Origin of the sequence: Candidatus Purcelliella pentastirinorum (assembly GCF_028748785.1) — a bacterium.
GTDB lineage: Bacteria > Pseudomonadota > Gammaproteobacteria > Enterobacterales > Enterobacteriaceae > Purcelliella > Purcelliella pentastirinorum_A.
In genome coordinates, this window is record NZ_CP110496.1 from 366,991 (window position 1) to 393,124 (window position 26,134).

A 26,134-nucleotide genomic window follows, 5' to 3' on the forward strand; every position below is an offset into this window, starting at 1 on the left:
TATATATAAATAACATACAATTAAAATTATTCTTCTTCTAATTCAATATTTATACCTAAAGAACGAATTTCCTTTAATAAAACATTAAAAGATTCAGGAATACCAGGTTCCATTTGATGGTTACCATCAACAATATTTTTATACATTTTAGTACGACCTATAACATCATCAGATTTTACAGTTAACATTTCTTGCAAAGTATAAGCAGCACCATACGCCTCAAGTGCCCAAACCTCCATCTCACCAAATCTTTGACCTCCAAATTGAGCTTTACCACCTAAAGGTTGTTGAGTAACAAGACTATAAGAACCTGTAGAACGAGCATGAACCTTGTCATCAACTAAATGATTAAGTTTCATCATATACATATAACCTACAGTAACTGGCTGTTCAAATTTCTCACCAGTACGCCCATCAAATAAAACAATTTGCCCAGAAGAAGGTAAACCACCTAAAGATAACATTTTCTTAATTTCTTCTTCATTAGCACCATCAAAAACAGGACTAGATACAGGAAGACCATCTTTCAAATTTAATGCTAAATCTAATATTTCTTTCTCAGTAAAATTATCAAAATCAAAATGTTGATATTTTAAATTACCTAAACAATAAATCTTCTTTATAAATTCACGAATATTTAATATATTAACAGAATCTTTTAACATCAAATCAATCTTTTCACCTATACCTTTTGCAGCCATACCCAAATGTGTTTCTAAAATTTGACCAATATTCATACGAGATGGAACCCCCAATGGATTAAGTACTATGTCAACTGGTACCCCATTCTCATCATAAGGCATATCTTCAACAGGATTAATTTTAGAAATTACACCCTTATTACCATGACGACCAGCCATTTTATCTCCTAATTGAATATGACGTTTAATCGCTAAATAGATCTTAACTATTTTTAGTATTCCAGGAGGTAATTCATCACCTTGTACAACTTTACGTTTCTTATCATTAAATTTTTTTATAAAATTATTTTTTAATTTTTTATATTTTTTATGAAAATCATCTAATATAATTTGATCTTTATCACTATCTAATTTGATATCGAATAATTTACTACTACTTAATTTATTAATATCAACATTAAATAAAGACAAAGATAATAAAAACTTTTTCATTCGAATAAATAAATCTTCTTGAATAATTTTCAACTCATATTTAAGATCTTTTTCAACCTGATCCAACTCCATATTTTCAATCTCTAGTGCTCTTTTATCTTTAGTAACACCCTCTCTAGTAAAAATTTGAACACCAATTACAGTTCCAAATACACCATTAGGCACTCTTAACGATGAATCTTTAACATCAGATGCTTTTTCACCAAAAATTGCTCTTAACAATTTTTCTTCTGGGGTTAATTGTGTTTCACCTTTAGGTGTAACTTTACCAACTAAAATATCACCACCCTGAACTTCAGCACCAATATAAACTATTCCAGATTCATCTAATTTAGATAAAGCAGATTCACTAACATTGGGAATATCAGATGTAACTTCCTCTTGTCCTAATTTAGTATCTCTAGATATACAAGATAATTCTTGTATATGAATAGTAGTAAATCTATCTTTTTGAGCTACACGTTCAGATATTAAAATAGAATCTTCAAAATTATATCCGTTCCATGGCATAAACGCAACTCTCATGTTTTGACCCAAAGCTAACTCTCCTAAATCTGTAGCTGACCCATCAGCTAAAACATCACCTGTACTTATAACATCTCCTAAAAAAACACATGGATTCTGATTAATACATGTATTTTGATTAGATCGAGCATATTTAATTAAATTATATATATCAATACCATAATTTTCAGAAATAATTTCCTGTTCATTTACTTTAATAACTATACGATCCGCATCTACATATTGAACTACACCACCTCTCTTAGCAATAATGGTAACACCAGAATCAACTGCAACAACACGTTCCATACCTGTACCCACTAAGGGTTTTTCAGATATTAAGGTGGGAATGGCTTGTCTTTGCATATTGGCACCCATTAATGCACGATTAGCATCATCATGTTCTAAAAAAGGAATAAGAGAAGCACCCACAGAAACTATTTGTTGCGTAGAAACATCCATATAATGAACTTCTTTAATATGAAATAAACTAGCTTCCCCCTTATGACGACAAATAATAAAATCATCCAAAAATTTTCCAAAATTATCAAAATTGATACTAGCTTGAGCTATAATATACATACCCTCTTCAATTGCAGATAAATAATGAATCTCATCAGTCAATAAACCTTCCTTGACTAACCGATATGGTGTTTCTAAAAAACCATATTCATTTGTTCTTGCATAAACCGATAAAGAGTTAATTAATCCTATATTAGGCCCCTCAGGGGTTTCTATAGGACAAACTCTACCATAATGTGTAGGATGAACATCACGAACTTCAAAACCAGCTCGTTCTCTAGTCAAACCACCAGGTCCTAATGCTGAAATACGTCTTTTATGAGTAATTTCTGATAAGGGGTTGTTTTGATCCATAAATTGTGATAACTGACTAGAACAAAAAAATTCCTTTATAGAAGCAGATATTGGTTTTGCATTAACAACATCTTGAGGCATAAAAGAGCTTGATTCACTTGCTGAAATACGCTCTCTAACAGCCCTCTCAACTCTAACCAAACCAATACGAAATTGATTTTCTATCATTTCACCTACAGATCTAACACGTCTATTACCTAAATGATCTATATCATCAATTTCACCTTTACCATTCCTAATAGCAATTAATTTTTTAATTACATCTACAATATCATTTTTATCTAAAACACTAGCACCATTTACGTCATCACGTCTTAAAGAACGATTAAATTTCATTCTACCAACTGATGAAAGATCATAACGTTCTTCAGAAAAAAATAAATTTTCAAATAAATTTTCTGCTGTTTCACGTGTTGGTGGTTCTCCTGGTCTCATCATTCTATAAATTTCTAACAATGCAGTTAAATTATCAACAGTAGGATCAATACGTATTGTTTCAGAAATATAAGAACCGTGATCTAAATCATTAGTAAAAATAGTATGGATTGAAAAACAATTAGATTCTTTTAATTTATTTAAATTGTTTAATGTTAACTTATCATTAGCAGATAATATTAATTCACCAGTAACGAAACTATAATGATTTTTAATTAATACTTTACCTATCAAATAATCAAAAGGAACATCAATAAATTTAATATCATCACTTATCAATTTATCAATATGTTTAGAAGATATTCTACGACCTTTTTCAACATATAAATAATTATTAGCAATAACATCAAAACAAGCTATTTCACCTCTCAAACGAGAAGGAATTAACTCCATTTTAAATGTATCATTATTATTTAACTTATATACAACACTATCAAAAAAAATACCTAAAATATCTTCTACAGAATAACCCATAGCTCTAAGAATAATGGTAACAGGTAACTTACGTCTACGATCAATACGCATAAATAAATTATCTTTTGGATCAAACTCAAAATCCAACCAAGATCCTCTATACGGAATAATACGTGCATGATATAAAACTTTACCAGAAGAGTGAGTCTTACCCTTATCACTATCAAAAAATACACCAGGACTACGATGCAATTGAGAAACAACTACTCTTTCAGTACCATTAACTATAAAAGTACCATTAAATGTCATTAATGGTATTTCTCCCATATACACTTCTTGTTCTTTGACGCTTTTTAATATCTTTTTTGAATTTTCAAGTCCATATAAAAATAAACACAATTTAACACGTAAGGGGGAAGAATATGTCACTCCTCTAATTTTACATTCTTGAACATCAAAACTTGGTTCGCCTAAACTATAAGTTACATATTGCAATTCAATATTATTATCATAACTTTTTATAGGAAAAATAGAACGAAAAGAAGATTCTAAACCATATTTACCTGTTAAATCTTGTTTAATAAATTTATTAAAAGAATCAAGTTGTATAGAAAGTAAATTAGGTATATTTAAAACCTGTGGTCGTTTACTAAAACTTTTACGAATTCTTTTTTTTTCGGTATAAGAATATACCATGTAATCACCAATAAAAAAATAACTAATATAAACTAATTAAACATAAAAATCTTCATATATTACATTATAAATTAAAAATTTAAAAATAAAATATAATCAATAAAAATTAATAATTTATTTGATTTCTATTTGAGCACCTGCCTTTTCTAATATATCTTTAATTTTATCTACTTCAATTTTAGAAATAGATCCTTTGATAAGTACTGGAGCTGATTCCACCAAATCCTTGGCTTCTTTTAACCCTAGACTTATGGTACTACGAATAGCTTTTATCACAGAAATTTTATTACTACCAAAATTTTTTAAATAAATATCAAATTCAGTTTTTTCTTCAACTTGTTTAATTGAATGGGAATCTTTATTTGAAACCGATACAGAAGAAGAAACACCAAATTTTTTTTCCATAGCTGAAACTAATTTCATAACATCCATGACAGACATCTTAGATACTGCATCAATAATTTGATCTTGATTAATAGACATAATTTAAAATTCCAAAATTTATAAAACTTTAAGAAAAATCAAAATAGCTTAAAATAAAAGACTAATATTTTAAATTAAAAAAATAAAATCAATTTACATTATTATTTTTAATAAAACAAATATTTAATAAAACTTTAATAAAACTTATAATACTAACTTCCTTTAAAATAATTAAAATTAACATAACAGCTTCATCATATGAAGGAAATTTAGATAAATTATAAATTTCCTTTGAAGACAAATATTTATCATCATAAAATAAACATTTTATTTTTAATTTTTTTTCTTCATCTAAAAATTTCTTAAATAACTTAATTGAATCTAAAGGACATCTTAAGGAAAAAGCAACAATAGTAGGCCCAATAAATTTTTTTTTTAAACATTCATATTTTGTACCTTGTACAATTCTAAATAGTAAATTATTACGTAAAACACGTAAATAAATATTATTTTCACGAGCTAATCTACGCCAATAAGTCATGACGTTAACCTTAATACCAGATATATCTGCTACTACTACAGATAAAGAACAATCAATAATTTTTTTTATTTCCAAAATTATTGATTTTTTATCACAAATACTTAATCGCATAATATATCCACATGAACAATAATATTTTAACATAACAAAACAACAGATAATTTTACTATTATTTAACTAAAATTACAATAATAAAATTAATTATTTTAACTATTATTTAACAAATATAAAATAACAATTTTATTTTAAGATAAAAAATCATTATATTTAATTGGATAACCCAAACCCATTGTACTAGAAATAGTAACTTTTTTTATATACAACCCTCTAGAAGAAATAGGTTTGAATTTTATTAAGGAAAGTAAAAATATTTTTAAATTTTCCTTTATTTTAAATGCATCAAAATTAACTTTGCCAATCATAGAATGAATAATACCATTCTTATCATTACAAAAACGTATCTGACCTGATTTTGCATCTCTAACAGCTTTAACAATATCATTAGTAACAGTACCCAACTTAGGATTAGGCATTAATCCTTTAGGCCCTAAAATACCACCTAATGTACTTACCATGGACATAGACTCAGGAGTAGCAATAACTAAATTAAAATCTTTGAAACCATTTTTAATTTTATATACTAAATCTTCCATACCAACCATATCAGCACCAGATTCTTTCAATAATACATCATCAATATCTTTAGCAAAAACAATAATTTTAACATTTTTACCTGTACCATACGGTAAAACAACCATACCATTGACATGTTGATCAGATTTATTAATATTAATACCTAAATTAACAGAAACATCTATACTTTCAATAAAATTCAAACTCTGATACTTTTGAATAAACATAATTGCTTTATCAAAACTATTTAATTTAAATTTTAAAGTATTGTTTTTTAACATATATTTTCTTCGCTTAGAAATAATTATCATAAATTTATTTATTCCTCTATATCTACACCCATAGAAATAGCAGTACCTTTAATGGAAGAAATTAATCTATTAACATTTGAACCTGTCATATCTAATTTTTTAATATTAGCAATATCTTCTAATTGATTAATTGTAACTTTACCAACTTTATTATTTTTACAATTACTAGAACCTAGTTTAATATTAATAGCTTTTTTAATTAATACAGATACAGGTGGACTCTTTGTTATAAAAGTAAAAGTTCGATCAACATATATTGTAATAATAACAGGTATAGGAATACCCTTCTCAATATTTATAGTTCTATTATTAAAATCATTACAAAATTCCATTATATTAATACCATGTTGTCCTAAAGAAGGACCAACAGGAGGAGCTGGAGTGGCATTACCAGCTGGTACTTGTAACTTAACAAATATCTTAATCTTCTTTATCATATAATAAATTCCAAATTTAAATATAAAATTAAAAAATTATTTATAATTATCCTTCTCAACTTTATTAAAATCTAATTCTACAGGAGTAGATCTGCCAAAAATAGAAACTGATACAGTTAAACGACTTTTGTCATAATCAACTTTTTCTACAATACCATTAAAATCTATAAATGGACCATCATTAATTCTAACAAGTTCACCAATCTCAAATAAAACTTTAGGTCTAGGTTTATCACCTATTTGTTTAAGTTTGTCAAAAATAATAATAACCTCTTTGTCACTAATAGGTGATGGAGAATCAGAAGTACCACCTATAAATCCCATAATACGAGGAACTCCTTTAACTAAATGCCAACTTTTATTAGTCATTAACATTTTCACCAAAATATACCCCGGGAAAAATCTACGTTCACTTTTTCGACGACATCCTCCTCTAACTTCTACAACTTCTTCAGTAGGAACTAAAATTTTACTAAATAAATTTTCCATTTTATGCATTTTTATATGTTTCTTCAAAGCATCAACAGCTCGAGGTTCAAACCCAGAATATACCTGAACAACATACCATCTTTTTTTAAAATTATCTGACATTTTAAAATCTCAATTTAGTAAAAAAAGAAACAAAATAAATCAAAATAGTATCCAAACACCATAAAATTAACGAAAGCAATAAAGTTACTACTAAAACAATCAATGTTGTATAAAAAGTCTTCTTTAATGTAGGCCAAACAACTTTATACATTTCTAACTTAGATTCATAAAAAAAAGAAATAGCTCTTTTACCTTTATCAGTATAACTAAATAATAAACCTAACATAAAAATTGTAAATAATAAAAATAAAATATGTACATACCAAAAATGTACATTAAAAAAATAATTATCTATAATTAATAAAAAAATTAATGCAAATATAGAAAACCATCTAATATATTCTAATATTCTTTTTTTTTTTTTTACTCCTAATTTAGCATTCATAAAATATTCCTAATTAAAAATAACACAAAAATTATATTAATATTAAATAAATAATATTATATTTAAATTCTTGATAATTATTACAATAAAAAATATTATAAAATTGTATCAATCACAATAAATATATAAAAAAATAAGCGAGTAACGGGAATTGAACCCGTATCATTAGCTTGGAAGGCTAAGGTAATAGCCGTTATACGATACTCGCACTATAAGAAATATTTATACAACATTTGGTGGGGGAAGGATTCGAACCTTCGAAGTCAATGACGGCAGATTTACAGTCTGCTCCCTTTAACCACTCGGGAACCCCACCATTATATTAATATTTATCAATGCCGGCTACCGGAATCGAACTGGTGACCTACTGATTACAAGTCAGTTGCTCTACCTGCTGAGCTAAACCGGCAATTAATAAAATTAATTTTGTTATAATTGTACGAAATAATATTTTTTATGCAAGAAAAATTTAAATAATAAAATTAAATAAAAAATATACTATTTAATAATAGTACTTTAATATGTAAAATATATTTAATAATAAATTTAAATAATGAAAAAAAAAAAAATGAATAAAAAAAATACAAAAAAAATTATGTTCCTTAATTTTAAAAAAAAAGAATGGGAAAAAATATCAAAATATAAAGAAAATAGAACAGAATATAAAAAAATGATAAAAATCATACAAAATAAAAAATTAAAAATAGAAGATAATAATATTGATTCTTATTTTTTAATATTAAAACTATTAACATTAAATTTTAACAATTATTTAAATATTAATAAAAAAATAAAAAAAATAACAAAAAATAAAAACAGTACACCTTACATAATAGGAATAACTGGTAGTGTAGCATCAGGTAAAACAACTTTAGCACAAACAATAAAAATATTTCTAAAAAAATATTTGAAAAAAAAAATCACCAATATAAGTACAGATAATTTCTTATATTCAAATAAAAAACTCGAGAAAAAAAAAATAACTCATAAAAAAGGTTTTCCTGAATCATATAATTTTAAAAATTTAATGAAATTTTTACAAAAAGTAAAATTAAAAAAAGAAAAAATAAAAATACCTAAATATTCACATTTAAATTACGATATCATCAAAAATAAACACATAAAAATTAACAAAACTGATATTCTAATATTAGAAGGACTTAATATTTTACAAATAAAATCTTATCAACAACAAAAAAATAAACAAAAAAAAATTTTATCAGATTTGATTAATTTTAGTATATATGTGCATGCACCAGAAAAATTTTTAAAAAAATGGTACAAAGATAGATTATTAAATTTGTATAAAAATAGAAATCAATACAAAGAATGTTTTTTAAAAAAATTTAATAATTTAACTAAAAAAGAACTGTTTAATCAATTGACTTTGATATGGAATACTATAAATAAATTAAATTTAACAAAAAATATTTTACCAACTAAAGAAAGAGCAACACTAATATTAAATAAAACATATAATCATAAAATAAATAAAATAAAATACAAAATATAAAAATTAAATAATATAAATTATTAACTAAAAATTAATTAAACAATTTATAAAATTTATTAAAATTTGATTTATACATAACAATAAATAAATGATTAATTAAACTAGAAACTAATAAATTTCTATCAATAAAAGTTTTACATATTTTTAAATTTATATAATGAAAATTATAAAAAGCTCCATAAATTGGAGACAAATTAACTCCAATACCAATGATTATTTTTCTATGTCCATTAGATTTATACACAACATCAACTAAAACACCAGATATTTTTTTGTTATTTAAATAAATATCATTAGGATATTTTAATGTAACATTCATAATACCAAATTTAGAAAAAATATCTATAATCATTTTACTTACTACTACACTTAAACTAGTAATAGATATTGAACTATCACAAATATTCCAAAACATAGAAAAATATATATTACCAATTAATGGAGAAAACCAAATTTTATTAAAACGTCCTCTACCATTTGTTTGATGTTCAGAAATACAAACATCACCTATTTTTAAATTATTTATACACCTCAATAAAAAATTATTAGTAGAATCAACTATAGGTATAAAAAAAATACGATTATTAAATTTTAATTTATTTAAAATTTTAATTTTATCTAGAAAATCAAAAATATTTAAAGAAAAATAAACAACAGTATCAAAAACATTAAATTTTAATATATATACTCCCATACACTTTAACTTCTTAATTAATCTCTTAACCAAAATATCACTCAACCCTAAACAATTAACAAACATATTTAAAGAACAAAATTTATATGTATTTAACATATTCAATATTTTGAATAAAATAATATAACTATTCATTAAATAACACTCAACGGATCAATTTCTCCATATTTACCAATAAATCTTACTTCTGGAATAAGGCAAACATTGAATTTATTACTTACATCAATACGAATCTTACGTGCTAAACATATAATATCATAAGATGTAGCATTATTAATATTCAAGATTACCAATGATTGTTTTTTATTAATAGAAGCTCCACCTATAGAATACCCTCTTAATCCACATTGATCAATCAACCACCCACCAGATAATTTTATAGTTCCATCTAATAATTTATAATAAGGTACATTCTTATATTTAAATAATATTTTTTTAAATAACTTTAAATCTATAATAGGATTCTTGAAAAAACTACCAACATTACCAACTAATTTAGGATCTGGAATTTTACTTTTACGTATATTATATATTATATTGTATATTTTTATTGGAGTAAAAGACTTAATATTAAAATTAATATAACTAGTAATAGAACACCATTTTTTATTTAACTTAATACCAACACCAGTTACTATATATTTTTTTTTTAAACCATACATAAAAATACTACTACGATAACCAAATAAACAATCTTTAACTTTAAACCTATAAACTTTAAGATTATTTAAATCAGTGATTTCTACATATTCACATATATCTTTAAATTCCAATCCATATGCACCAATATTTTGAACGGCAGCTGATCCTACAGAACCAGGAATAAAAGCCAAATTTTCTAATCCAAAAATACCAATACTCATAGTGTATTTAACTAAATCATGCCAAATTTCACCAGATTTTACATGCAATAACCATTCATTTAATTTTTCTTCAATTAAAATCCCCTTAAGTAAATTTACTATCACTAATCCAAAATAATTTTTTAAAAAAAATACATTACTACCACAGCCTAATAAAATAAATGGTATATTAAATTTACGACAAATAAGCCAATATTTGCTTATAACACCAACAGTTTTAGCGAAAAAAATACCCTTAGAATATAAATCTATACCAAAAGTATGAAAATTTTTTAAAGAAATCATAAAATAAAAAATAAAAATATATTAAAAAATAAAAAACATTTATGGTGTTGCAAGGTTAAGACTCACGGGATATTAGTACTGATTAGCTAAACATATTACTATGCTTACACATTCAGCCTATCAACGTTGTTATCTTCAACATCCCTTTAGGAGATTTAATCTCTGGGAAGATTAATCTTGGAGTAGGTTTCGTGCTTAGATGCTTTCAGCTCTTATCCTTTCCGCATATAGCTACCGGGCATTGCTACTGGCGTAACAACCCGAACACCAGGGATGCGTCCACTTCGATCCTCTCGTACTAGAAGCAGATCTCCTCAATCTTCCATCGACCACGACAGATAGGGACCGAACTGTCTCACGACGTTCTAAACCCAGCTCGCGTACCACTTTAAATGGCGAACAGCCATACCCTTGGGACCTGCTTCAGCCCCAGGATGTGATGAGCCGACATCGAGGTGCCAAACACCGCCGTCGATATGAACTCTTGGGCGGTATTAGCCTGTTATCCCCGGAGTACCTTTTATCCGTTGAGCGATGGCCTTTCCATTCAGAACCACCGGATCACTAAGACCTGCTTTCGCATCTGGTCGCGCCGTCACGCTCCCAGTTAAACCGGCTTTTGCCTTTACACTAAACTCACGATATCCGACCGTGATTAGCCGATCTTTGTGCTCCTCCGTTACTCTTTAGGAGGAGACCGCCCCAGTCAAACTACCCACCAGACACTGTCCCTGTAGTTGTATACTACTAGGTTAGAATTTAAACCACTAAAGGGTGGTATCTCAAGGATGTTTCCATATAAACTTACATCTATACTTCATAAACTCCCACCTATCCTGCACATTAATATTTCAAATCCAGTGTCAAGCTATAGTAAAGGTTCACGGGGTCTTTCCGTCTTGCCGTAGTTACGCTGCATCTTCACAGCGAATTCAATTTCACTGAGTCCCAGGTGGAGACAGTCTGGCCATCATTACGCCATTCGTGCAGGTCGGAACTTACCCGACAAGGAATTTCGCTACCTTAGGACCGTTATAGTTACGGCCGCCGTTTACCGGGGCTTCAATCTAGAGCTTCAAGATTCCTCTTTAACCCCTTCAATTAACCTTCCGGCACCGGGCAGGCGTCACACCGTATACTTCCACTTACGTGTTCGCACAGTGCTATGTTTTTAATAAACAGTTGCAGCCAGCTATTCTCTGCGACTGATTTCAGCTAAACAAGTAAAATGTTTTCACCTAATATCAGCGTGCCTTCTCCCAAAGTTACGGCACTATTTTGCCTAGTTCCTTCACCTGGGTTCTCTCAAGCGCCTTAGTATTCTCTACCTAACTACCTGTGTCGGTTTGTAGTACGAATTGATATTATTTCTACAAAAATTAGAGGCTTTTCTAGGAAGCATGGTATTTATCACTTAAATTCAATAACGAATTTCGTCATAACGCCTTAATGTTTATAAATTTACGGATTTTCCTATAAATTTCATCTACACGCTTAAACCAAATAATCCAATATTTGGATGATATAACCTTCTTCGTCCCCCCATCATCAATAAAATCAAGTACAGGAATATTAACCTGTTGTCCATCGACTACGCCTTTCGGCCTCGCCTTAGGTTTCGACTAACCCTGCCACGATTAACGTAGGACAGGAAACCTTAGTTTTTCGGCGAGCAGGTTTTACACCTGCTTTATCGTTACTCATGTCAGCATTCGCACTTCTGATACCTCCAACATATTTTTCAATATATCTTCATCAGCTTACAGAACGCTCCTCTACCCAACAATAAAACAAAAATATTGTTGTCGCAGCTTCGGTGTATAATTTAGCCCCGTTAAATCTTCCGCGCAAAATGACTAGACCAGTGAGCTATTACGCTTTCTTTAAATGATGGCTGCTTCTAAGCCAACATCCTGGTTGTTTAAGACTTCTTACATCGTTTTCCACTCAACTATAACTTAAGGACCTTAGCTGACGATCTGGGCTGTTTCCCTTTCCACAACGGATCTTAGCACCCGCTGTGTGTCTCCTATAATAACATTCTTTAGTATTCGAAGTTTGCAACGGGTTAGTAGATCGGTAAATCCCCTGACCGAAACAGTGCTCTACCCCTAAAGATGAATTTATAAGGCGCTACCTAAATAGCTTTCGAGGAGAACCAGCTATCTCCCGGTTTGATTGGCCTTTCACCCCTAGCCACAAGTCATCCGCTGATTTTTCAACATCAGTCGGTTCGGTCCTCCAATTAGAATTAACCAATCTTCAACCTGCTCATAGCTAGATCACCGGGTTTCGGGTCTGTATTTTAAAACTTAACGCCCAATTAAGACTCGGTTTCCCTACGGCTCCCATATACTGTTAACCTTGCTACAAAATACAACTCGCTGACCCATTATACAAAAGGTACGCAGTCACTTCTTAAATACAAAGCTCCTACTGCTTGTACGTATACGATTTCAGGTTCTATTTCACTCCCCTCACCGGGGTTCTTTTCACCTTTCCCTCACGGTACTAGTTCACTATCGGTCAATCAGGAGTATTTAGCCTTAGAGGATGGTCCCCCTATCTTCAAACAAGATTTCTCGTGTCTCGTTCTACTCTTAGAATCTTTAATAATAATATTTTCATATACGGGGCTATCACCCTTTATAGCTAAATTTTCCAATTTATTCTATTAATATATACTACTAAATTATAATTCAGAGCTAATCCCTTTTCGCTCGCCACTACTCAGGGAATCTCAATTGATTTCTTTTCCTTAAGATACTTAGATGTTTCAGTTCTCTTAGTTGACACTTATAATTTACATTAAAGTGATATACAATTACATATATCAGGTTTCCCCATTCGGAAATCACCGGTTATAACGGTTCATATCACCTCACCGATGCTTATCGCAGATTAACACGTCCTTCATCGCCTCTGATTGCCTAGGCATCCACCGTATACGCTTAATTAACTTAACCTTGCAACCCATAAATGTTTAAAACAAATTTATAAATGAATTATCAAATTTTAAAAGAACACTATTTGTCCCCTGGGGGATTTGAACCCCCGTTACCGCCGTGAAAGAGCGAGGTCCTAATCCTCTAGACGAAAGGGACTAATAAAAATAACAAATTAAAAAAAACTGTGCAAGTATATTAAAAACAAAAAAACATTGTAATAAAATATAATATATTTAAGGAGGTGATCCAACCGCAGATTCCCCTACGGTTACCTTGTTACGACTTCACCCCAGTCATGAGCCACAAAGTGGTAAGCGCCCTCTTATATGATATAAGTTAAACTACTCACTTCTTTTGCAGAGCACTTCCATGGTGTGACGGGCGGTGTGTACAAGGCCCGAGAACGTATTCACCGTAGCATGATGATCTACGATTACTAGCGATTCCGACTTCATAGAGTCGAGTTGCAGACTCTAGTCCGAACTGAGACGCACTTTATGGGTTCTGCTTACACTCGCGAGTTCGCTTCCCTTTGTATACGCCATTGTAGCACGTGTGTAGCCCTGGTCGTAAGGGCCATGATGACTTGACGTCATCCCCACCTTCCTCCGGTTTTTCACCGGCAGTCTTCTCTGAGTTCCCAGCTAAACTGTTGGCAACAGAGAACAGGGGTTACGCTCGTTGCGGGACTTAACCCAACATTTCACAACACGAGCTGACGACAGCCATGCAGCACCTGTCTCACAGTTCCCAAGGGCACATTTCTATCTCTAAAAACTTCTGTGGATGTCAAGACCAGGTAAGGTTATTCGCGTTGCATCGAATTAAACCACATGCTCCACCGCTTGTGCGGGCCCCCGTCAATTCATTTGAGTTTTAGCCTTGCGGCCGTAGTCCCCAGGCGGTCAACTTAACGCGTTTGCTACAGAAAACATAGCTAAAAACTACATCCTCTAAGTCGACATCGTTTACAGCATGGACTACCAGGGTATCTAATCCTGTTTGCTCCCCATGCTTTCGCACCTCAGTGTCAGTTTTCAACCAGGAGGCCGCCTTCGCCACTGGTATTCCTCCAAATATCTACGCATTTCACCGCTACACTTGGAATTCTACCTCCCTCTCTGAAACTCTAGCATTATCAGTTTCAAATGCACTTCCTAAGTTAAGCTTAGGGATTTCACATCTGACTTAATAAACCACCTACGTGCTCTTTACGCCCAGTAATTCCGATTAACGCTAGCACCCCCCGTATTACCGCGGCTGCTGGCACGGAGTTTGCCGGTGCTTCTTCTGTAAGTAACGTCAATCATTAATACTATTAGTATATATGACTTCTTCCCTACTGAAAGTACTTTACAACCCAAAAGCCTTCTTCATACACGCGGCATAGCTGCATCAGGCTTTCGCCCATTGTGCAATATTCCCCACTGCTGCCTCCCGTAAGAGTCTGGACCGTTCTCAGTTCCAGTGTGGCTGGACATCCTCTCAGACCAGCTAGAGATCGTCGCCTAGGTAAGCCATTACCTTACCTACTAGCTAATCTCATTTGGGTTCATCTAAAGACATGAGGTTTATATGTTAATATAAATCCCCCACTTTGGTTGTTAAACATTACGCGGTATTAGCTATCGTTTCCAATAGTTATCCCCCTTCTTAAGGTAGATCCCCAAATATTACTCACCCGTCCGCCGCTCGCCATCAATTAAAGTTTCCTTTAATTATGTTGCCGCTCGACTTGCATGTGTTAAGCTTGCCGCTAGCGTTCAATCTGAGCTATGATCAAACTCTTCAATTAGTACTGACTAAAAACAAAATTAAATTTTAACCCTAAATAAAATTCAAAGTAAATTATATATATTAAACATTTAATTTGCTTTTAAAAATACTCACACAATTATTAATAAAATTTTAAAAGAACTATAAATAAAAACGAAAGTTAAAATATAACTTTAACTTAATAATAAGTCAATAAAATTATAAAATTTTTAACTTTATCTTAAAAATACAATTGTTCTAATTCTAGAAACCCATATTTTTTTAATAAAGTAAATACATTTAATAAAGAACTATCTATTTTTAAACATAATACTTTATTAAACGGGTATAAATATGAACAAAAATAACTATTATTTTTTATTATAGAACAAACATGATCCACAAAAACTAAACTAGAATCTATCAATTTAATTTTAGAACCAAATATTTCACCAAATTCTGATAATAAAAAAGAATAATGAGTACAACCTAATACTATAACATCAGGTAATTTTAACATTTCTGTAAAAAATCTTAAAATAAAAACAATTTTATCAAATGATATATCCAATCCATACATTTTATTCTGAGCAATATGTACTAATTCAGTAGAACCTAATAAATAAAATTTACATTGATTAGCAAATCTCTTGACTAATTTTCTTATATATAAACATGATACAGTATTTTTTGTAGCAATTAAACCTATTATACCATTACTAGTAAGTGAAACAGCAAGTTTAACAGAAGGAACAACTCCAACTATTGGAATATCTATTAAAAAACGTAATAATGATAACATTATTGTACTAACAGTATTACATGCTATAATAATTAAAGATAATAAATAACTTTTCATAATAGATCTAATTATTCTTAACGTATTAAAAACTATAAACCCTTCTGATTTTTCGCTATAAGGAAAAAAAACATTATCAAAAAAATAAAGATAATTATAATTAGGTAATTTTTCACTAACTTTTTTATAAATATATAAACCACCAACTCCAGAATCAAAAATTAAAATATATTGTATATTATTCATAATATCTCACTAAATCAAACTCAAAATCAATAAAAAAACATATAATTTATAATTATATTAAAAAAAAAAATAATATTTAATTATATAAAATTAAATCTTACTATTTAATTAATATTTTAGCATTAAAAATTAAATAACAAAGGAAATAAAATTAATTATGAAATTAATATCTAGAAGAAATTTTATGAAATTAGCTACAAGCGGAGCCATAGCTATATCAGTAACAAATAAAATAAATGCTAAATCGTTACTATCTAATCTAAATACACCTAGAGGAGGAAGTGATCCTGGACCACATAATTTATTAAAAGATAAAGAAAACCCAGATATTATAAATCCACCATTAACAGATAAGGGTACTCTTCCAAATTTAAGATTTTCATTTAGCGATTCTCATATACGTAATGAAAGTGGAGGATGGACTAGACAAATTACACAAAGAGAACTAACTGTATCAAAAACAATATCAGGTGTAAATATGCGCCTAAATGCAGGAGGTATTAGAGAATTACATTGGCATAAAGAAGCAGAATGGGCATATATGTTATATGGAAATGCACAAATAACAGCAATGGATACAAATGGAAAATTTTTTATGGATGATATAAAAACAGGTGATTTATGGTATTTCCCACCAGGTATTCCTCATTCTATACAGGGATTAATTCCAGATGGTTGTGAATTTATACTAGCATTCGATAATGGTAATTTCGATGAAGATAGTACATTTCTATTAAGTGATTGGTTTAAACACACACCAGTAGATATATTATCTAAAAATTTCAAAATACCCAGCGAAAATTTCAATATTTTGCCAAAAATAGAAGAAAAATATATTTTTCAAGGGACAAAAAATAAAATTAAATACAATATCAATAAAAAATATATTTCCAAAAAAAAATTTAGCTACAAAATGTCATCAAAAAAAGCAATAAAATTCAAAAAAGGAAAAATAAAAATAGCCGATACATCTAATTTTAAAATTTCAAAAAACATATCAGCTGCATTGGTAGAATTAAAAAAAGGAGCAATAAGAGAATTACACTGGCACCCAAATAATGATGAATGGCAATATTATATAACAGGCAAAGCAAAAATGGGAGTTTTTGCATCTTCTGATACAGCTAGAACATTTGACATGCAAGCTGGTGATGTTGGATATGTACCATTTGCTATGGGACATTATATAGAAAATACAAGTAATGAAACATTAAAATTTTTAGAAATATTTAAAAGTTCATATTATGCAGATATATCTTTAAAACAATGGCTATCATTAACACCAGAACAATTAATACAAGACCATTTAAATTTAAATTCAAATTTTAAAAAATCTTTAAATAAAGAAAAAACAGCAATTATATAAAATTATTTACAAAAAACAAAAAAAACTAAAAATCATTAATAATTTTATAATTAGATAAAAAGGAAAGTAATCTATTCATATCAGAAGGCAAAGGAGAAAAACAATTAATATAAATATTACTAATAGGATGCTTAAAAAATAACCTAGTAGCATGCAAAGCTTGTCTGGAAAAACTACGTAGTTCATTATTTATAATGATATGCTTTCTACCAGATAAATACTTTTTCTTTCCGTATAAAGTATCTCCTATCAATGGATGAGAAATATATGACATATGTACACGAATCTGATGAGTACGACCAGTTTCTAATAAAATTCTTACATGGGTACAATAAATATATTTAGATATTATATTATAATGAGTAATTGCTTCTTTACCATCATCACTAACCATCATACAAACTCTTTTAATTTTATGACGTCTTATAGGTCTAATAATTGTTCCATCATTAACCAAATTACCAAAAACAATAGCCTCATATTCTTTAATAAATTTACGATTTTTCAATTCATTAGATAACATTAAATAAGAATACAATGTTTTAGCCACTACCATTAAACCTGTTGTATTTTTATCCAATCTGTGAATTATACCACAACGAGGAACAACATTAATATCTGGAAAATAATACAATAAACCATTTAAAATTGTACCACCATTACTATTATTACTAGGATGAACAATTAAATTAGATTGCTTATTTATAACAATAATAAAATCATCTTCATAAACAATATCTAAAAAAATATATTCAGGTAAATCTATTCTTTTTGATGCATGTTTAAAATTAACTAAAATTTTTACACATTTTTTAATAATCATTTTAGGTTGATTAATTAATACATCATCAACAAAAACACACCTATTAAGTATCCATTTCTTTACACAAGAACGTGTATAACTAGGAAACAAATCAACTAAAATTAAATCTAATCTTTTACCACATTGATTTTCTGAAACTGTTCCATTAAGCTTAATATAAAACATAAAAAAACTCAAAATAAAATTCAAAATGAAAAAAAAATATATAAAAATAATGTTTTTACTATTAATAAGTCTAATACAAAATAAAACAATTGCCTATTCACATATAACACAAAAAAAAGAAATAAAAAATGATATATACTATTATAATGAATATATAAAAACACAAAAACTCTTAAAACAAAAAAAATATGAAAATGCTATAAATAAATTAAAAAATTTAGATCATGAATATTATAAAGAAATATATACAGAACAAACTAAAATAAATTTAATTTATGCATATTATAAAAATAAAAAATTAAAAAAAGCACAATCAATGATAAAAAAATTTTTGAAATTATACCCAAAATATGAAAATAAAGATTATCTAATCTATATAAATGGGGTAATAAATATGGAAATATCATATAAAAAATTTAATAATTCTTTTATATTAAACATCAATGAAAAAGATATGTCATTAATGAAAATTGCAAGAAAAAACTTTTTAAATATTATAAAAAAATATCCAAATAGCATATACAAAAAAGATTCAGAAAAAAGATTAATTTATATTAAAAACCAATTAGCAAAAAATGAACTATTAATTACAAAATTTTATTTTAATAAAAAAAAATGGACAATCGTAATCAATAGAATAAAACATATGATCTATAATTATCCTGATACTAAATACACAAAAGATGCATTAACATTAATACATTATGCATTAACAAAAAAAAAATTATTAAAAGAAACAAATCTAATTAAAAAAATAATCGACATAAATAAATAAAATAAAAACTAAAACCCAATTCTATTAAACTTTTTACTAAATTTTTCTACTCTACCTCTAGTATCCATTATTTTACGTTGTCCAGTATAAAAAGGGTGACATGAAGAACAAACATCTAAAAAAATATCTTTTTTTATAGTTGATTTTATATTAATAATATTACCACATGAACAAGTAGCTTGTATACTATTATACGGAGGATGAATATTCTTATTCATAAATAAACCTATACTCTATAATATAAAAAAAAATTAATATACTATTATTAAAACAAAAAAAATAATTATGCAAATTAATAAATTAAAATTTATAAAAAAAATATAATCTATAATGAAATTATAGAATAAATATTAAAAATTAATATTATAAAAAAAAAGAAAAATATTTAATATTATTATATAAAAACAAACTTATTAAGTATTAATGCTTGAAATTTAAAAAAAACTATCTTATATTTGACCATAAAATCAACATTAAAATTAAAAAAAACGAGGATTTCATTTTGACAACAATAGTAAGTGTAAGTCGTCAGGGACAAGTAGTAATTGGAGGTGATGGTCAAGCAACTACGGGTAATATTATTATGAAAAACAATGTAAACAAAGTAAGAACAATATATCATAATAAAATTTTAGTGGGTTTTGCTGGAAGTACAGCTGATGCCTTTACACTATTCGAATTATTCGAACATAAATTAGAAAAATATCAGGGAAAATTAATAAAATCAGCAATAGAATTATCAAAAGATTGGAGAACTGATAAAATATTAAGAAAATTAGATGCTCAATTAATTGTAGCTGATAAAGAAAATTCACTTATTGTTAGTGGTCACGGTGATATAATTAAACCAGAAAATAAAAATAAATTAATCACAATAGGTTCAGGCGGGCCATATGCACAAGCTGCAGCAAAAGTACTATTGGAATATACTTCTTTAACAGCATATGAAATTGTAGAAAAATCTTTATCCATAGCTGCAGACATATGCATATATACTAATAATAAATTTACTTTTAAAATGTTATAATATAAAAATTAAGTAACAAAAAAGGATCATTATATGTCTAAAATGACCCCAAAAAAAATAGTTAATAAATTAGATCAATTTATAATAGGACAAAAAAATGCGAAAAGAGCTGTAGCAATAGCACTACGTAATCGTTGGCGTCGTATGCAACTAAATGAAGAACTTAGACTAGAGGTAACACCAAAAAATATATTAATGATAGGTCCAACAGGGGTTGGAAAAACTGAAATTGCAAGAAGATTAGCAAAACTAGCAGATGCACCCTTTATAAAAGTAGAAGCAACAAAATTCACAGAAGTTGGTTATGTAGGTAAAGAGGTTGATTCAATTATTAGAGATTTAACAGATACAGCAGCTAAAATGATAAGAATACAAACAATAGATAAAAATAAATCAAGAGTAGAAACATTTGCTGAAAATAGAATATTGGATGTACTAGCACCAATAGATAAAAATAATTGGAACCAAGAAAATATAAAACAAAAATCAAATATGGAAGAAAGAAGAAATTATTATAAAAAACTTAAAGAAGGTAAGTTAGATGAAAAAGAAATAGAAATAAATTTAACAGTACCAACAATGGGAATAGAAATAATGGCCCCTCCAGGAATGGAAGAAATGACAAATCAATTACAGTCAATGTTTCAAAATATTAGTGGACAAAAGAAAAAAACAAGAAAACTAAAAATTAAAGATGCAATGAAATTATTAATAGAAGAAGAAGCATCAAAACTAATAAATCCTGAAGAAATAAAAAAATTAGCCGTAGATTCTGTAGAACAAAACGGCATTGTTTTTATAGATGAAATAGATAAAATATGCAGAAGAAGTGAACATTCATCATCCGATGTATCAAGAGAAGGAGTACAAAGGGATTTATTACCATTAGTAGAAGGATGTACAGTTTCAACTAAACATGGTATGATAAAAACAGATCATATATTATTTATTACTTCAGGAGCATTTCAAACAGTCAGTCCTTCAGATCTAATTCCTGAACTACAGGGAAGACTACCTATAAGGGTAGAATTAAAAGCTTTAACAGTAAAAGACTTTCAAAGAATTTTAACAGAACCCAGTGCATCTATTACAATGCAATATATAGCACTAATGAAAACAGAAGAGGTTAATGTTAAATTCACAAAAAATGGTATTAAAAAAATTGCAGAAGCTGCATGGCAAGTAAATGAATCAACAGAAAATATCGGAGCACGTAGATTACATACTGTATTAGAAAAACTCATGGAAGAAATTTCTTTTAACGCAAACGATAATAAAGGTGAAACTATAATAATAAATGCTAAATATGTTTCTTCACATTTAGATAAGTTGATTTTAAATGAAGATATAAGTAGATTTATACTTTAATAATAATTAAATACATATAAATATAAATTTTATATTTATCTTAATTGACTTAAAAAATTAAAATAAACTATTTTATATAAAAAAATAAAGAAATATAATACTAAGTTTTAAATACCCATAAAAAAATAACCTATAAATAATATTTTTTCAATAATTTATGATATGTTTTTAAGGATTATATTTATGAATAAAAAAATAGATTACAACTTAAAAGGAAGATGTATAGCAGAATTTTTAGGAACCGGCTTAATAATATTTTTTATTACAGGATCTTGTGCTGCATTAAAATTGACTGGAGCAAATTTTGGTCAATGGGAAATTAGCATAATTTCAGGAATGGGAGTTACAATGGCTATATATATAAGTAACACTATTTCTGGATCTCATTTAAATCCTGCAGTTACTGTGGCATTATGGATGCATTCATATTTTAAAAAAAGAGATGTAATACCTTATATATTATCTCAAATATGCGGAGCATTTTTTGCAACTGCATTAATCTATTGTTTATACTATAATCTATTTATTGATTTCGAACTTAAACATCACTTAGCAAAGGGTAGTAAGGATTGGATATATTTAGCAAGCATATTTTCCACATATCCAAATTCATATATAAATATATATCAAGCCTTTGTAATAGAAACAATAATAACTACAATATTTATGACTATAATAATGATATTAACTGACAATAATTACAATGAAAATTTATCTCCATTAATTATTGGACTATTAATAGGGGTAATAGGAAGCTCAGTGGGTACACTAACTAGTTTTGCTCTTAATCCAGCAAGAGATTTTGCACCAAAATTATTCACATGGCTAATAGGATGGGGTAATATTGTTTTTACAGGAGGAAGAAAAATACCATATTTCTTAATACCGATATTTGGACCATTATTAGGTGCAAACATAGGTGTATTTAGTTATAAAAAATACATAAAACCACATTTACATAAATAAAAATAAAAAAATTTTATACAAATAAAAAAACTAATAATTATCCTACTAGGAATAAATTGTAATGAAAAAAGATAAAAAATATATTATAGCATTAGATCAAGGGACAACTAGTTCAAGATCAGTAGTTATCAATCACAATGCTAATATTGTTGCAGTTTCTCAACGTGAAATAAAACAAATATACCCGAAACCAGGCTGGGTAGAACATGACCCTATGGATATATGGAATTCACAAAACAACACATTAATGGAAGTTATTAACCATAACAATATAAAACCAGAAGAAATAGCAGCTATAGGTATAAGTAATCAAAGAGAAACCACAATTATGTGGGATAAAAAAACCGGTAAACCTATATATAATGCAATTGTATGGCAAGATCCAAGAACAGCTAATTATTGTAATATTCTAAAAGAAAAGGGATTAGAAAAATATATTCAAAAAACACATGGCTTAGTAATAAACCCTTACTTTTCTGCTACAAAAGTAAAATGGATTTTGGATAACGTAAAAGAAGCAAAAAATAAAGCTAAAAATGGAGATCTTTTATTTGGCACTGTAGATTCATGGCTAATTTGGAAAATGACACATGGTAAAATCCACGTAACTGACTATACAAATGCATCACGTACAATGATGTTTAATATACATACTTTAGAATGGGATCAATACATATTAGATATTTTAGGTATACCAAGAGAAATATTACCAAAATTAAAATCTTCATCTGAAATATATGGATATACAAATATAAATGGTGATAACAATTCAATACCTATAGCAGGAATAGCTGGAGATCAACAAGCGGCACTATATGGACAACTTTGTGTTTATCCTGGAATGGCTAAAAACACATATGGAACAGGATGTTTTATGTTAATGAATACAGGAAAAGAAGCTGTAACATCAAATGAGGGTTTATTAACAACTATTGCATGTGGACCTAGAGGGGAAGTAAATTATGCATTAGAAGGAGCAGTATTTATAGGAGGAGCTGCTATACAATGGTTAAGAGATGAAATAAAATTAATACATGATTCATCTGATTCTGAATATTTTGCTATGAAAGTAAAAGATAATAATGGAGTATACGTAGTTCCTGCTTTTACTGGATTAGGAGCACCATACTGGGACCCATATGCAAGAGGAGCAATATTTGGGTTAACAAGGGGGGTAAATGCAAATCACATAATCAGAGCAACATTAGAATCAATAGCATGGCAAACATGTGATGTGCTCGTAGCAATGCAAAATGATGCAAAAACAAAACTAAAATCTTTACGTGTAGATGGCGGTGCAGTAAATAACAATTTTTTAATGCAATTTCAATCAGATATATTGGAAACTTGTGTAGAAAGATTAAAAACAACTGAAGTAACATCCATTGGTGCATCTTGGCTGGCAGGATTAGCTGTGGGTTTTTGGAATGATCTTGAAGAATTAAAATCTAAAGTTATTATAGAACATATATTTCATCCTAAAATGCAAGAACAAAAAAGAAAAAATATGTATAAAAATTGGAAAAAAGCAATAGCATACTCTAGAGCATGGACTAAATAAATATATTATTCCCATTCAATAGTAGCAGGAGGTTTACTAGTTATATCATAAACAACACGAGATATTCCATCTACCTCATTTATAATTCTATGAGAAACACAATCAAGTAAAAAATATGGTAATTTAACATATTCAGCTGTCATAAAATCTTTTGTTAAAACAGCTCTTAATGAAACAACCCATGTATATTTACGTTTGTCTCCCATTACACCTACAGAACGAATTGGTAAAAATACAACAAAAGCTTGACTAACTTTTTTATAAAAACCATGCCTATGCAATTCTTCAATGAAGATATCATTTGCCTGAGATAATAACAAACAATAAGATTTTTTTACTTCTCCTAATATACGAATAGCTAAACCAGGTCCTGGAAAAGGATGACGATAAATCATATCATATGGTATTTTAAGTTTTAAACCAATTTCACGTACTTCGTCCTTAAAAAATAATTTTAACGGTTCTATTAAATTAAAAAACATATTTTTTGGTAATCCACCTACATTATGATGAGATTTAATAAAATAATTATTATTATTAAGCATAGGGGTTGATTCAATTACATCTGAATAAATAGTACCCTGAGCTAACCATTTTATATTTTTATCCTTTTTTAATTCATTATTAAAAATTTTAGCAAAAACATGACCTATAATTTTACGTTTTAATTCTGGATCTATTACACCTGATAAATGCCTAAAAAATTTTTTTTCTGCATTAATCTTTATTATATTTAACTTATATTTTTCCTTTAATTTAGTAATTATTCTAAAAACATCTCTAATACACAATACCCCACAGTCTACAAATATACAAATTAACTTATTACCCAATGCTCTCTGTAATAAAATAGCTGTAACTAAAGAATCTATCCCTCCCGATAAACCCAAAATGACCTTATTACTACCAACAGTATAACGAATATCGGATACAATCTTATTAATAATTTTAAAAGGAGACCATAACAATTTACATTTGCAAATATTAATAACAAAATTTTTAAATATAATTTTACCATTTATAGTATGAGTAACCTCTGGATGAAATTGCAATCCATAAATTTTTCTATCAATATCCTCTATAACAGCATATGGACAACTTTTTGTACTAGCTATTTTTTTAAAACCATAAGGAATACTAGATACCTGATCAGTATGACTCATCCAAACATTTACTAAATTAAAATTAGTATATAATAATGAATCATTACTAAAACCATTAATTAACTTACTCCTTGATAATATTTTTAATTTTGTACGACCAAATTCTCTTCTAATAGATTTATTTACAGTTCCTCCTAATTGTACAACAATTGCCTGCATACCATAACAAATCCCTAATATAGGAACATTAATTGAAAACACAAAATCAGGAACTTTAACACTATCAAAACTAGTTACACTATCAGGGCCACCTGATAATATGATACCAGATGGTTTAAATCTACCAATTAATTTTTTGGCATATTTATTAGAAAATAATTCACAATAAACACCAATTTCTCTAACTCTTCTAACAACTAATTGAGAATATTGTGATCCAAAATCAATAACCATTATATAATTTTTATAAATATTTTCATAAGACATAATTTATAACTT

20 protein-coding genes, 4 tRNA genes and 2 rRNA genes are annotated in these 26,134 nt (G+C 28.1%); 7 read left to right on the plus strand and 19 right to left on the minus strand.

What is annotated here, in order from left to right:
* Positions 1-26: 26 nt before the first annotated feature.
* The 10 genes from rpoB to ONB71_RS01900 form a co-directional block, all read right to left on the minus strand.
* Positions 27-4,058, minus strand: coding sequence for a DNA-directed RNA polymerase subunit beta (gene rpoB, locus ONB71_RS01855; RefSeq protein ID WP_274360458.1), 4,032 nt, complete (start codon positions 4,056-4,058; stop codon positions 27-29).
* A gap of 114 nt (positions 4,059-4,172) precedes the next feature.
* Positions 4,173-4,541 carry a 50S ribosomal protein L7/L12 gene (rplL, locus tag ONB71_RS01860; RefSeq protein ID WP_274360459.1) on the minus strand — a complete coding sequence of 123 codons (369 nt, stop codon included), beginning with the start codon at positions 4,539-4,541 and terminating at the stop codon, positions 4,173-4,175.
* A gap of 88 nt (positions 4,542-4,629) precedes the next feature.
* Entirely contained in the window at positions 4,630-5,133 is a 504-nt protein-coding gene (gene rplJ, locus ONB71_RS01865; protein ID WP_274360460.1) for a 50S ribosomal protein L10, read from the minus strand.
* A 134-nt stretch (positions 5,134-5,267) separates the two neighbouring features.
* The gene (gene rplA / locus ONB71_RS01870; RefSeq protein WP_274360461.1) at positions 5,268-5,966 is read right to left on the minus strand and encodes a 50S ribosomal protein L1; all 699 of its coding nucleotides are present in this window, start codon (positions 5,964-5,966) and stop codon (positions 5,268-5,270) included.
* 8 nt (positions 5,967-5,974) lie between these two features.
* On the minus strand, positions 5,975-6,403 hold the full coding sequence (gene rplK / locus ONB71_RS01875) for a 50S ribosomal protein L11 (RefSeq protein ID WP_274360462.1): 429 nt from the start codon (positions 6,401-6,403) through the stop codon (positions 5,975-5,977).
* Positions 6,404-6,439: 36 nt separating this feature from the next.
* On the minus strand, positions 6,440-6,994 hold the full coding sequence (gene nusG, locus ONB71_RS01880) for a transcription termination/antitermination protein NusG (protein WP_274360463.1): 555 nt from the start codon (positions 6,992-6,994) through the stop codon (positions 6,440-6,442).
* 1 nt (position 6,995) lies between these two features.
* The gene (secE, locus tag ONB71_RS01885; RefSeq protein WP_274360464.1) at positions 6,996-7,379 is read right to left on the minus strand and encodes a preprotein translocase subunit SecE; all 384 of its coding nucleotides are present in this window, start codon (positions 7,377-7,379) and stop codon (positions 6,996-6,998) included.
* 136 nt (positions 7,380-7,515) lie between these two features.
* Positions 7,516-7,587, minus strand: a tRNA-Gly gene (locus ONB71_RS01890).
* Between the two features lie 26 nt (positions 7,588-7,613).
* Positions 7,614-7,695, minus strand: a tRNA-Tyr gene (locus ONB71_RS01895).
* Positions 7,696-7,715: 20 nt separating this feature from the next.
* Positions 7,716-7,788, minus strand: a tRNA-Thr gene (locus ONB71_RS01900).
* A gap of 159 nt (positions 7,789-7,947) precedes the next feature.
* On the opposite strand from ONB71_RS01900, the gene coaA reads away from it, so the two are divergent.
* Positions 7,948-8,892 (plus strand): type I pantothenate kinase, encoded by a 945-nt coding sequence (gene coaA, locus ONB71_RS01905; RefSeq protein ID WP_274360465.1) that lies wholly within the window; start codon positions 7,948-7,950, stop codon positions 8,890-8,892.
* A 31-nt stretch (positions 8,893-8,923) separates the two neighbouring features.
* Here coaA and ONB71_RS01910 read toward each other — a convergent pair whose 3' ends face one another.
* From ONB71_RS01910 to murI, 6 genes are all read right to left on the minus strand, one after another.
* Positions 8,924-9,685 (minus strand): biotin--[acetyl-CoA-carboxylase] ligase, encoded by a 762-nt coding sequence (locus ONB71_RS01910; protein ID WP_274360466.1) that lies wholly within the window; start codon positions 9,683-9,685, stop codon positions 8,924-8,926.
* Between the two features lie 35 nt (positions 9,686-9,720).
* Complete coding sequence (murB, locus tag ONB71_RS01915) at positions 9,721-10,734, minus strand: UDP-N-acetylmuramate dehydrogenase (protein WP_274360467.1); 1,014 nt, start codon at positions 10,732-10,734, stop codon at positions 9,721-9,723.
* Between the two features lie 51 nt (positions 10,735-10,785).
* Positions 10,786-13,700: ribosomal RNA gene (locus ONB71_RS01920) — 23S ribosomal RNA — on the minus strand.
* Between the two features lie 65 nt (positions 13,701-13,765).
* Positions 13,766-13,838 (minus strand) — tRNA-Glu (locus ONB71_RS01925).
* A 78-nt stretch (positions 13,839-13,916) separates the two neighbouring features.
* Positions 13,917-15,477: ribosomal RNA gene (locus tag ONB71_RS01930) — 16S ribosomal RNA — on the minus strand.
* The 16S and 23S rRNA genes sit together here with 1 tRNA gene alongside, the layout of an rRNA operon.
* 201 nt (positions 15,478-15,678) lie before the next feature.
* The gene (gene murI / locus ONB71_RS01935) at positions 15,679-16,482 is read right to left on the minus strand and encodes a glutamate racemase (protein ID WP_274360468.1); all 804 of its coding nucleotides are present in this window, start codon (positions 16,480-16,482) and stop codon (positions 15,679-15,681) included.
* 157 nt (positions 16,483-16,639) lie between these two features.
* Here murI and ONB71_RS01940 point away from each other — a divergent pair, with 157 nt between their 5' ends.
* Positions 16,640-17,848 (plus strand): cupin domain-containing protein, encoded by a 1,209-nt coding sequence (locus ONB71_RS01940; protein ID WP_274360469.1) that lies wholly within the window; start codon positions 16,640-16,642, stop codon positions 17,846-17,848.
* Between the two features lie 25 nt (positions 17,849-17,873).
* Here ONB71_RS01940 and rluD read toward each other — a convergent pair whose 3' ends face one another.
* Positions 17,874-18,836, minus strand: a complete 963-nt coding sequence (gene rluD, locus ONB71_RS01945; RefSeq protein WP_274360470.1) for a 23S rRNA pseudouridine(1911/1915/1917) synthase RluD — start codon at positions 18,834-18,836, stop codon at positions 17,874-17,876.
* Between the two features lie 25 nt (positions 18,837-18,861).
* Here rluD and bamD point away from each other — a divergent pair, with 25 nt between their 5' ends.
* Entirely contained in the window at positions 18,862-19,611 is a 750-nt protein-coding gene (gene bamD / locus ONB71_RS01950; RefSeq protein WP_274360471.1) for an outer membrane protein assembly factor BamD, read from the plus strand.
* An 8-nt stretch (positions 19,612-19,619) separates the two neighbouring features.
* On the opposite strand, the gene rpmE is transcribed toward bamD, so the two are convergent.
* Complete coding sequence (rpmE, locus tag ONB71_RS01955; RefSeq protein WP_274360472.1) at positions 19,620-19,829, minus strand: 50S ribosomal protein L31; 210 nt, start codon at positions 19,827-19,829, stop codon at positions 19,620-19,622.
* Positions 19,830-20,113: 284 nt separating this feature from the next.
* Between rpmE and hslV the strand changes: the two genes are divergently transcribed.
* The 4 genes from hslV to glpK all read left to right on the plus strand — a co-directional run bounded on the left by hslV (position 20,114) and on the right by glpK (position 24,533).
* Positions 20,114-20,638: an ATP-dependent protease subunit HslV gene (hslV, locus tag ONB71_RS01960; protein WP_274360473.1), complete on the plus strand. Its 525-nt coding sequence runs from the start codon at positions 20,114-20,116 to the stop codon at positions 20,636-20,638.
* 33 nt (positions 20,639-20,671) lie between these two features.
* Entirely contained in the window at positions 20,672-22,006 is a 1,335-nt protein-coding gene (hslU, locus tag ONB71_RS01965; RefSeq protein ID WP_274360474.1) for an HslU--HslV peptidase ATPase subunit, read from the plus strand.
* Between the two features lie 183 nt (positions 22,007-22,189).
* On the plus strand, positions 22,190-22,972 hold the full coding sequence (locus ONB71_RS01970; protein WP_274360475.1) for an MIP/aquaporin family protein: 783 nt from the start codon (positions 22,190-22,192) through the stop codon (positions 22,970-22,972).
* Between the two features lie 61 nt (positions 22,973-23,033).
* On the plus strand, positions 23,034-24,533 hold the full coding sequence (gene glpK / locus ONB71_RS01975) for a glycerol kinase GlpK (RefSeq protein WP_274360476.1): 1,500 nt from the start codon (positions 23,034-23,036) through the stop codon (positions 24,531-24,533).
* 5 nt (positions 24,534-24,538) lie between these two features.
* Here the strand turns inward: glpK and guaA are convergent, their stop codons facing one another.
* Positions 24,539-26,122, minus strand: a complete 1,584-nt coding sequence (guaA, locus tag ONB71_RS01980) for a glutamine-hydrolyzing GMP synthase (RefSeq protein ID WP_274360477.1) — start codon at positions 26,120-26,122, stop codon at positions 24,539-24,541.
* Positions 26,123-26,134 lie beyond the last annotated feature (12 nt).

Excerpts from the sequence above, each read along its gene's own strand:
- rplK (WP_274360462.1), bottom strand. The coding sequence starts at position 6,403 with ATGATAAAGAAGATTAAGATATTTGTTAAGTTACAAGTACCAGCTGGT.
- nusG (WP_274360463.1), bottom strand. The coding sequence starts at position 6,994 with ATGTCAGATAATTTTAAAAAAAGATGGTATGTTGTTCAGGTATATTCT.
- ONB71_RS01940 (WP_274360469.1), top strand. The coding sequence starts at position 16,640 with ATGAAATTAATATCTAGAAGAAATTTTATGAAATTAGCTACAAGCGGA.
- rplL (WP_274360459.1), bottom strand. The coding sequence starts at position 4,541 with ATGTCTATTAATCAAGATCAAATTATTGATGCAGTATCTAAGATGTCT.
- ONB71_RS01970 (WP_274360475.1), top strand. The coding sequence starts at position 22,190 with ATGAATAAAAAAATAGATTACAACTTAAAAGGAAGATGTATAGCAGAA.
- rpoB (WP_274360458.1), bottom strand. The coding sequence starts at position 4,058 with ATGGTATATTCTTATACCGAAAAAAAAAGAATTCGTAAAAGTTTTAGT.
- rluD (WP_274360470.1), bottom strand. The coding sequence starts at position 18,836 with ATGTTTTATATTAAGCTTAATGGAACAGTTTCAGAAAATCAATGTGGT.
- rplJ (WP_274360460.1), bottom strand. The coding sequence starts at position 5,133 with ATGCGATTAAGTATTTGTGATAAAAAATCAATAATTTTGGAAATAAAA.
- bamD (WP_274360471.1), top strand. The coding sequence starts at position 18,862 with ATGAAAAAAAAATATATAAAAATAATGTTTTTACTATTAATAAGTCTA.
- secE (WP_274360464.1), bottom strand. The coding sequence starts at position 7,379 with ATGAATGCTAAATTAGGAGTAAAAAAAAAAAAAAGAATATTAGAATAT.
- hslU (WP_274360474.1), top strand. The coding sequence starts at position 20,672 with ATGTCTAAAATGACCCCAAAAAAAATAGTTAATAAATTAGATCAATTT.
- murB (WP_274360467.1), bottom strand. The coding sequence starts at position 10,734 with ATGATTTCTTTAAAAAATTTTCATACTTTTGGTATAGATTTATATTCT.
- coaA (WP_274360465.1), top strand. The coding sequence starts at position 7,948 with ATGAATAAAAAAAATACAAAAAAAATTATGTTCCTTAATTTTAAAAAA.
- rplA (WP_274360461.1), bottom strand. The coding sequence starts at position 5,966 with ATGATAATTATTTCTAAGCGAAGAAAATATATGTTAAAAAACAATACT.
- guaA (WP_274360477.1), bottom strand. The coding sequence starts at position 26,122 with ATGTCTTATGAAAATATTTATAAAAATTATATAATGGTTATTGATTTT.
- ONB71_RS01910 (WP_274360466.1), bottom strand. The coding sequence starts at position 9,685 with ATGTTAAATACATATAAATTTTGTTCTTTAAATATGTTTGTTAATTGT.
- glpK (WP_274360476.1), top strand. The coding sequence starts at position 23,034 with ATGAAAAAAGATAAAAAATATATTATAGCATTAGATCAAGGGACAACT.
- rpmE (WP_274360472.1), bottom strand. The coding sequence starts at position 19,829 with ATGAATAAGAATATTCATCCTCCGTATAATAGTATACAAGCTACTTGT.
- murI (WP_274360468.1), bottom strand. The coding sequence starts at position 16,482 with ATGAATAATATACAATATATTTTAATTTTTGATTCTGGAGTTGGTGGT.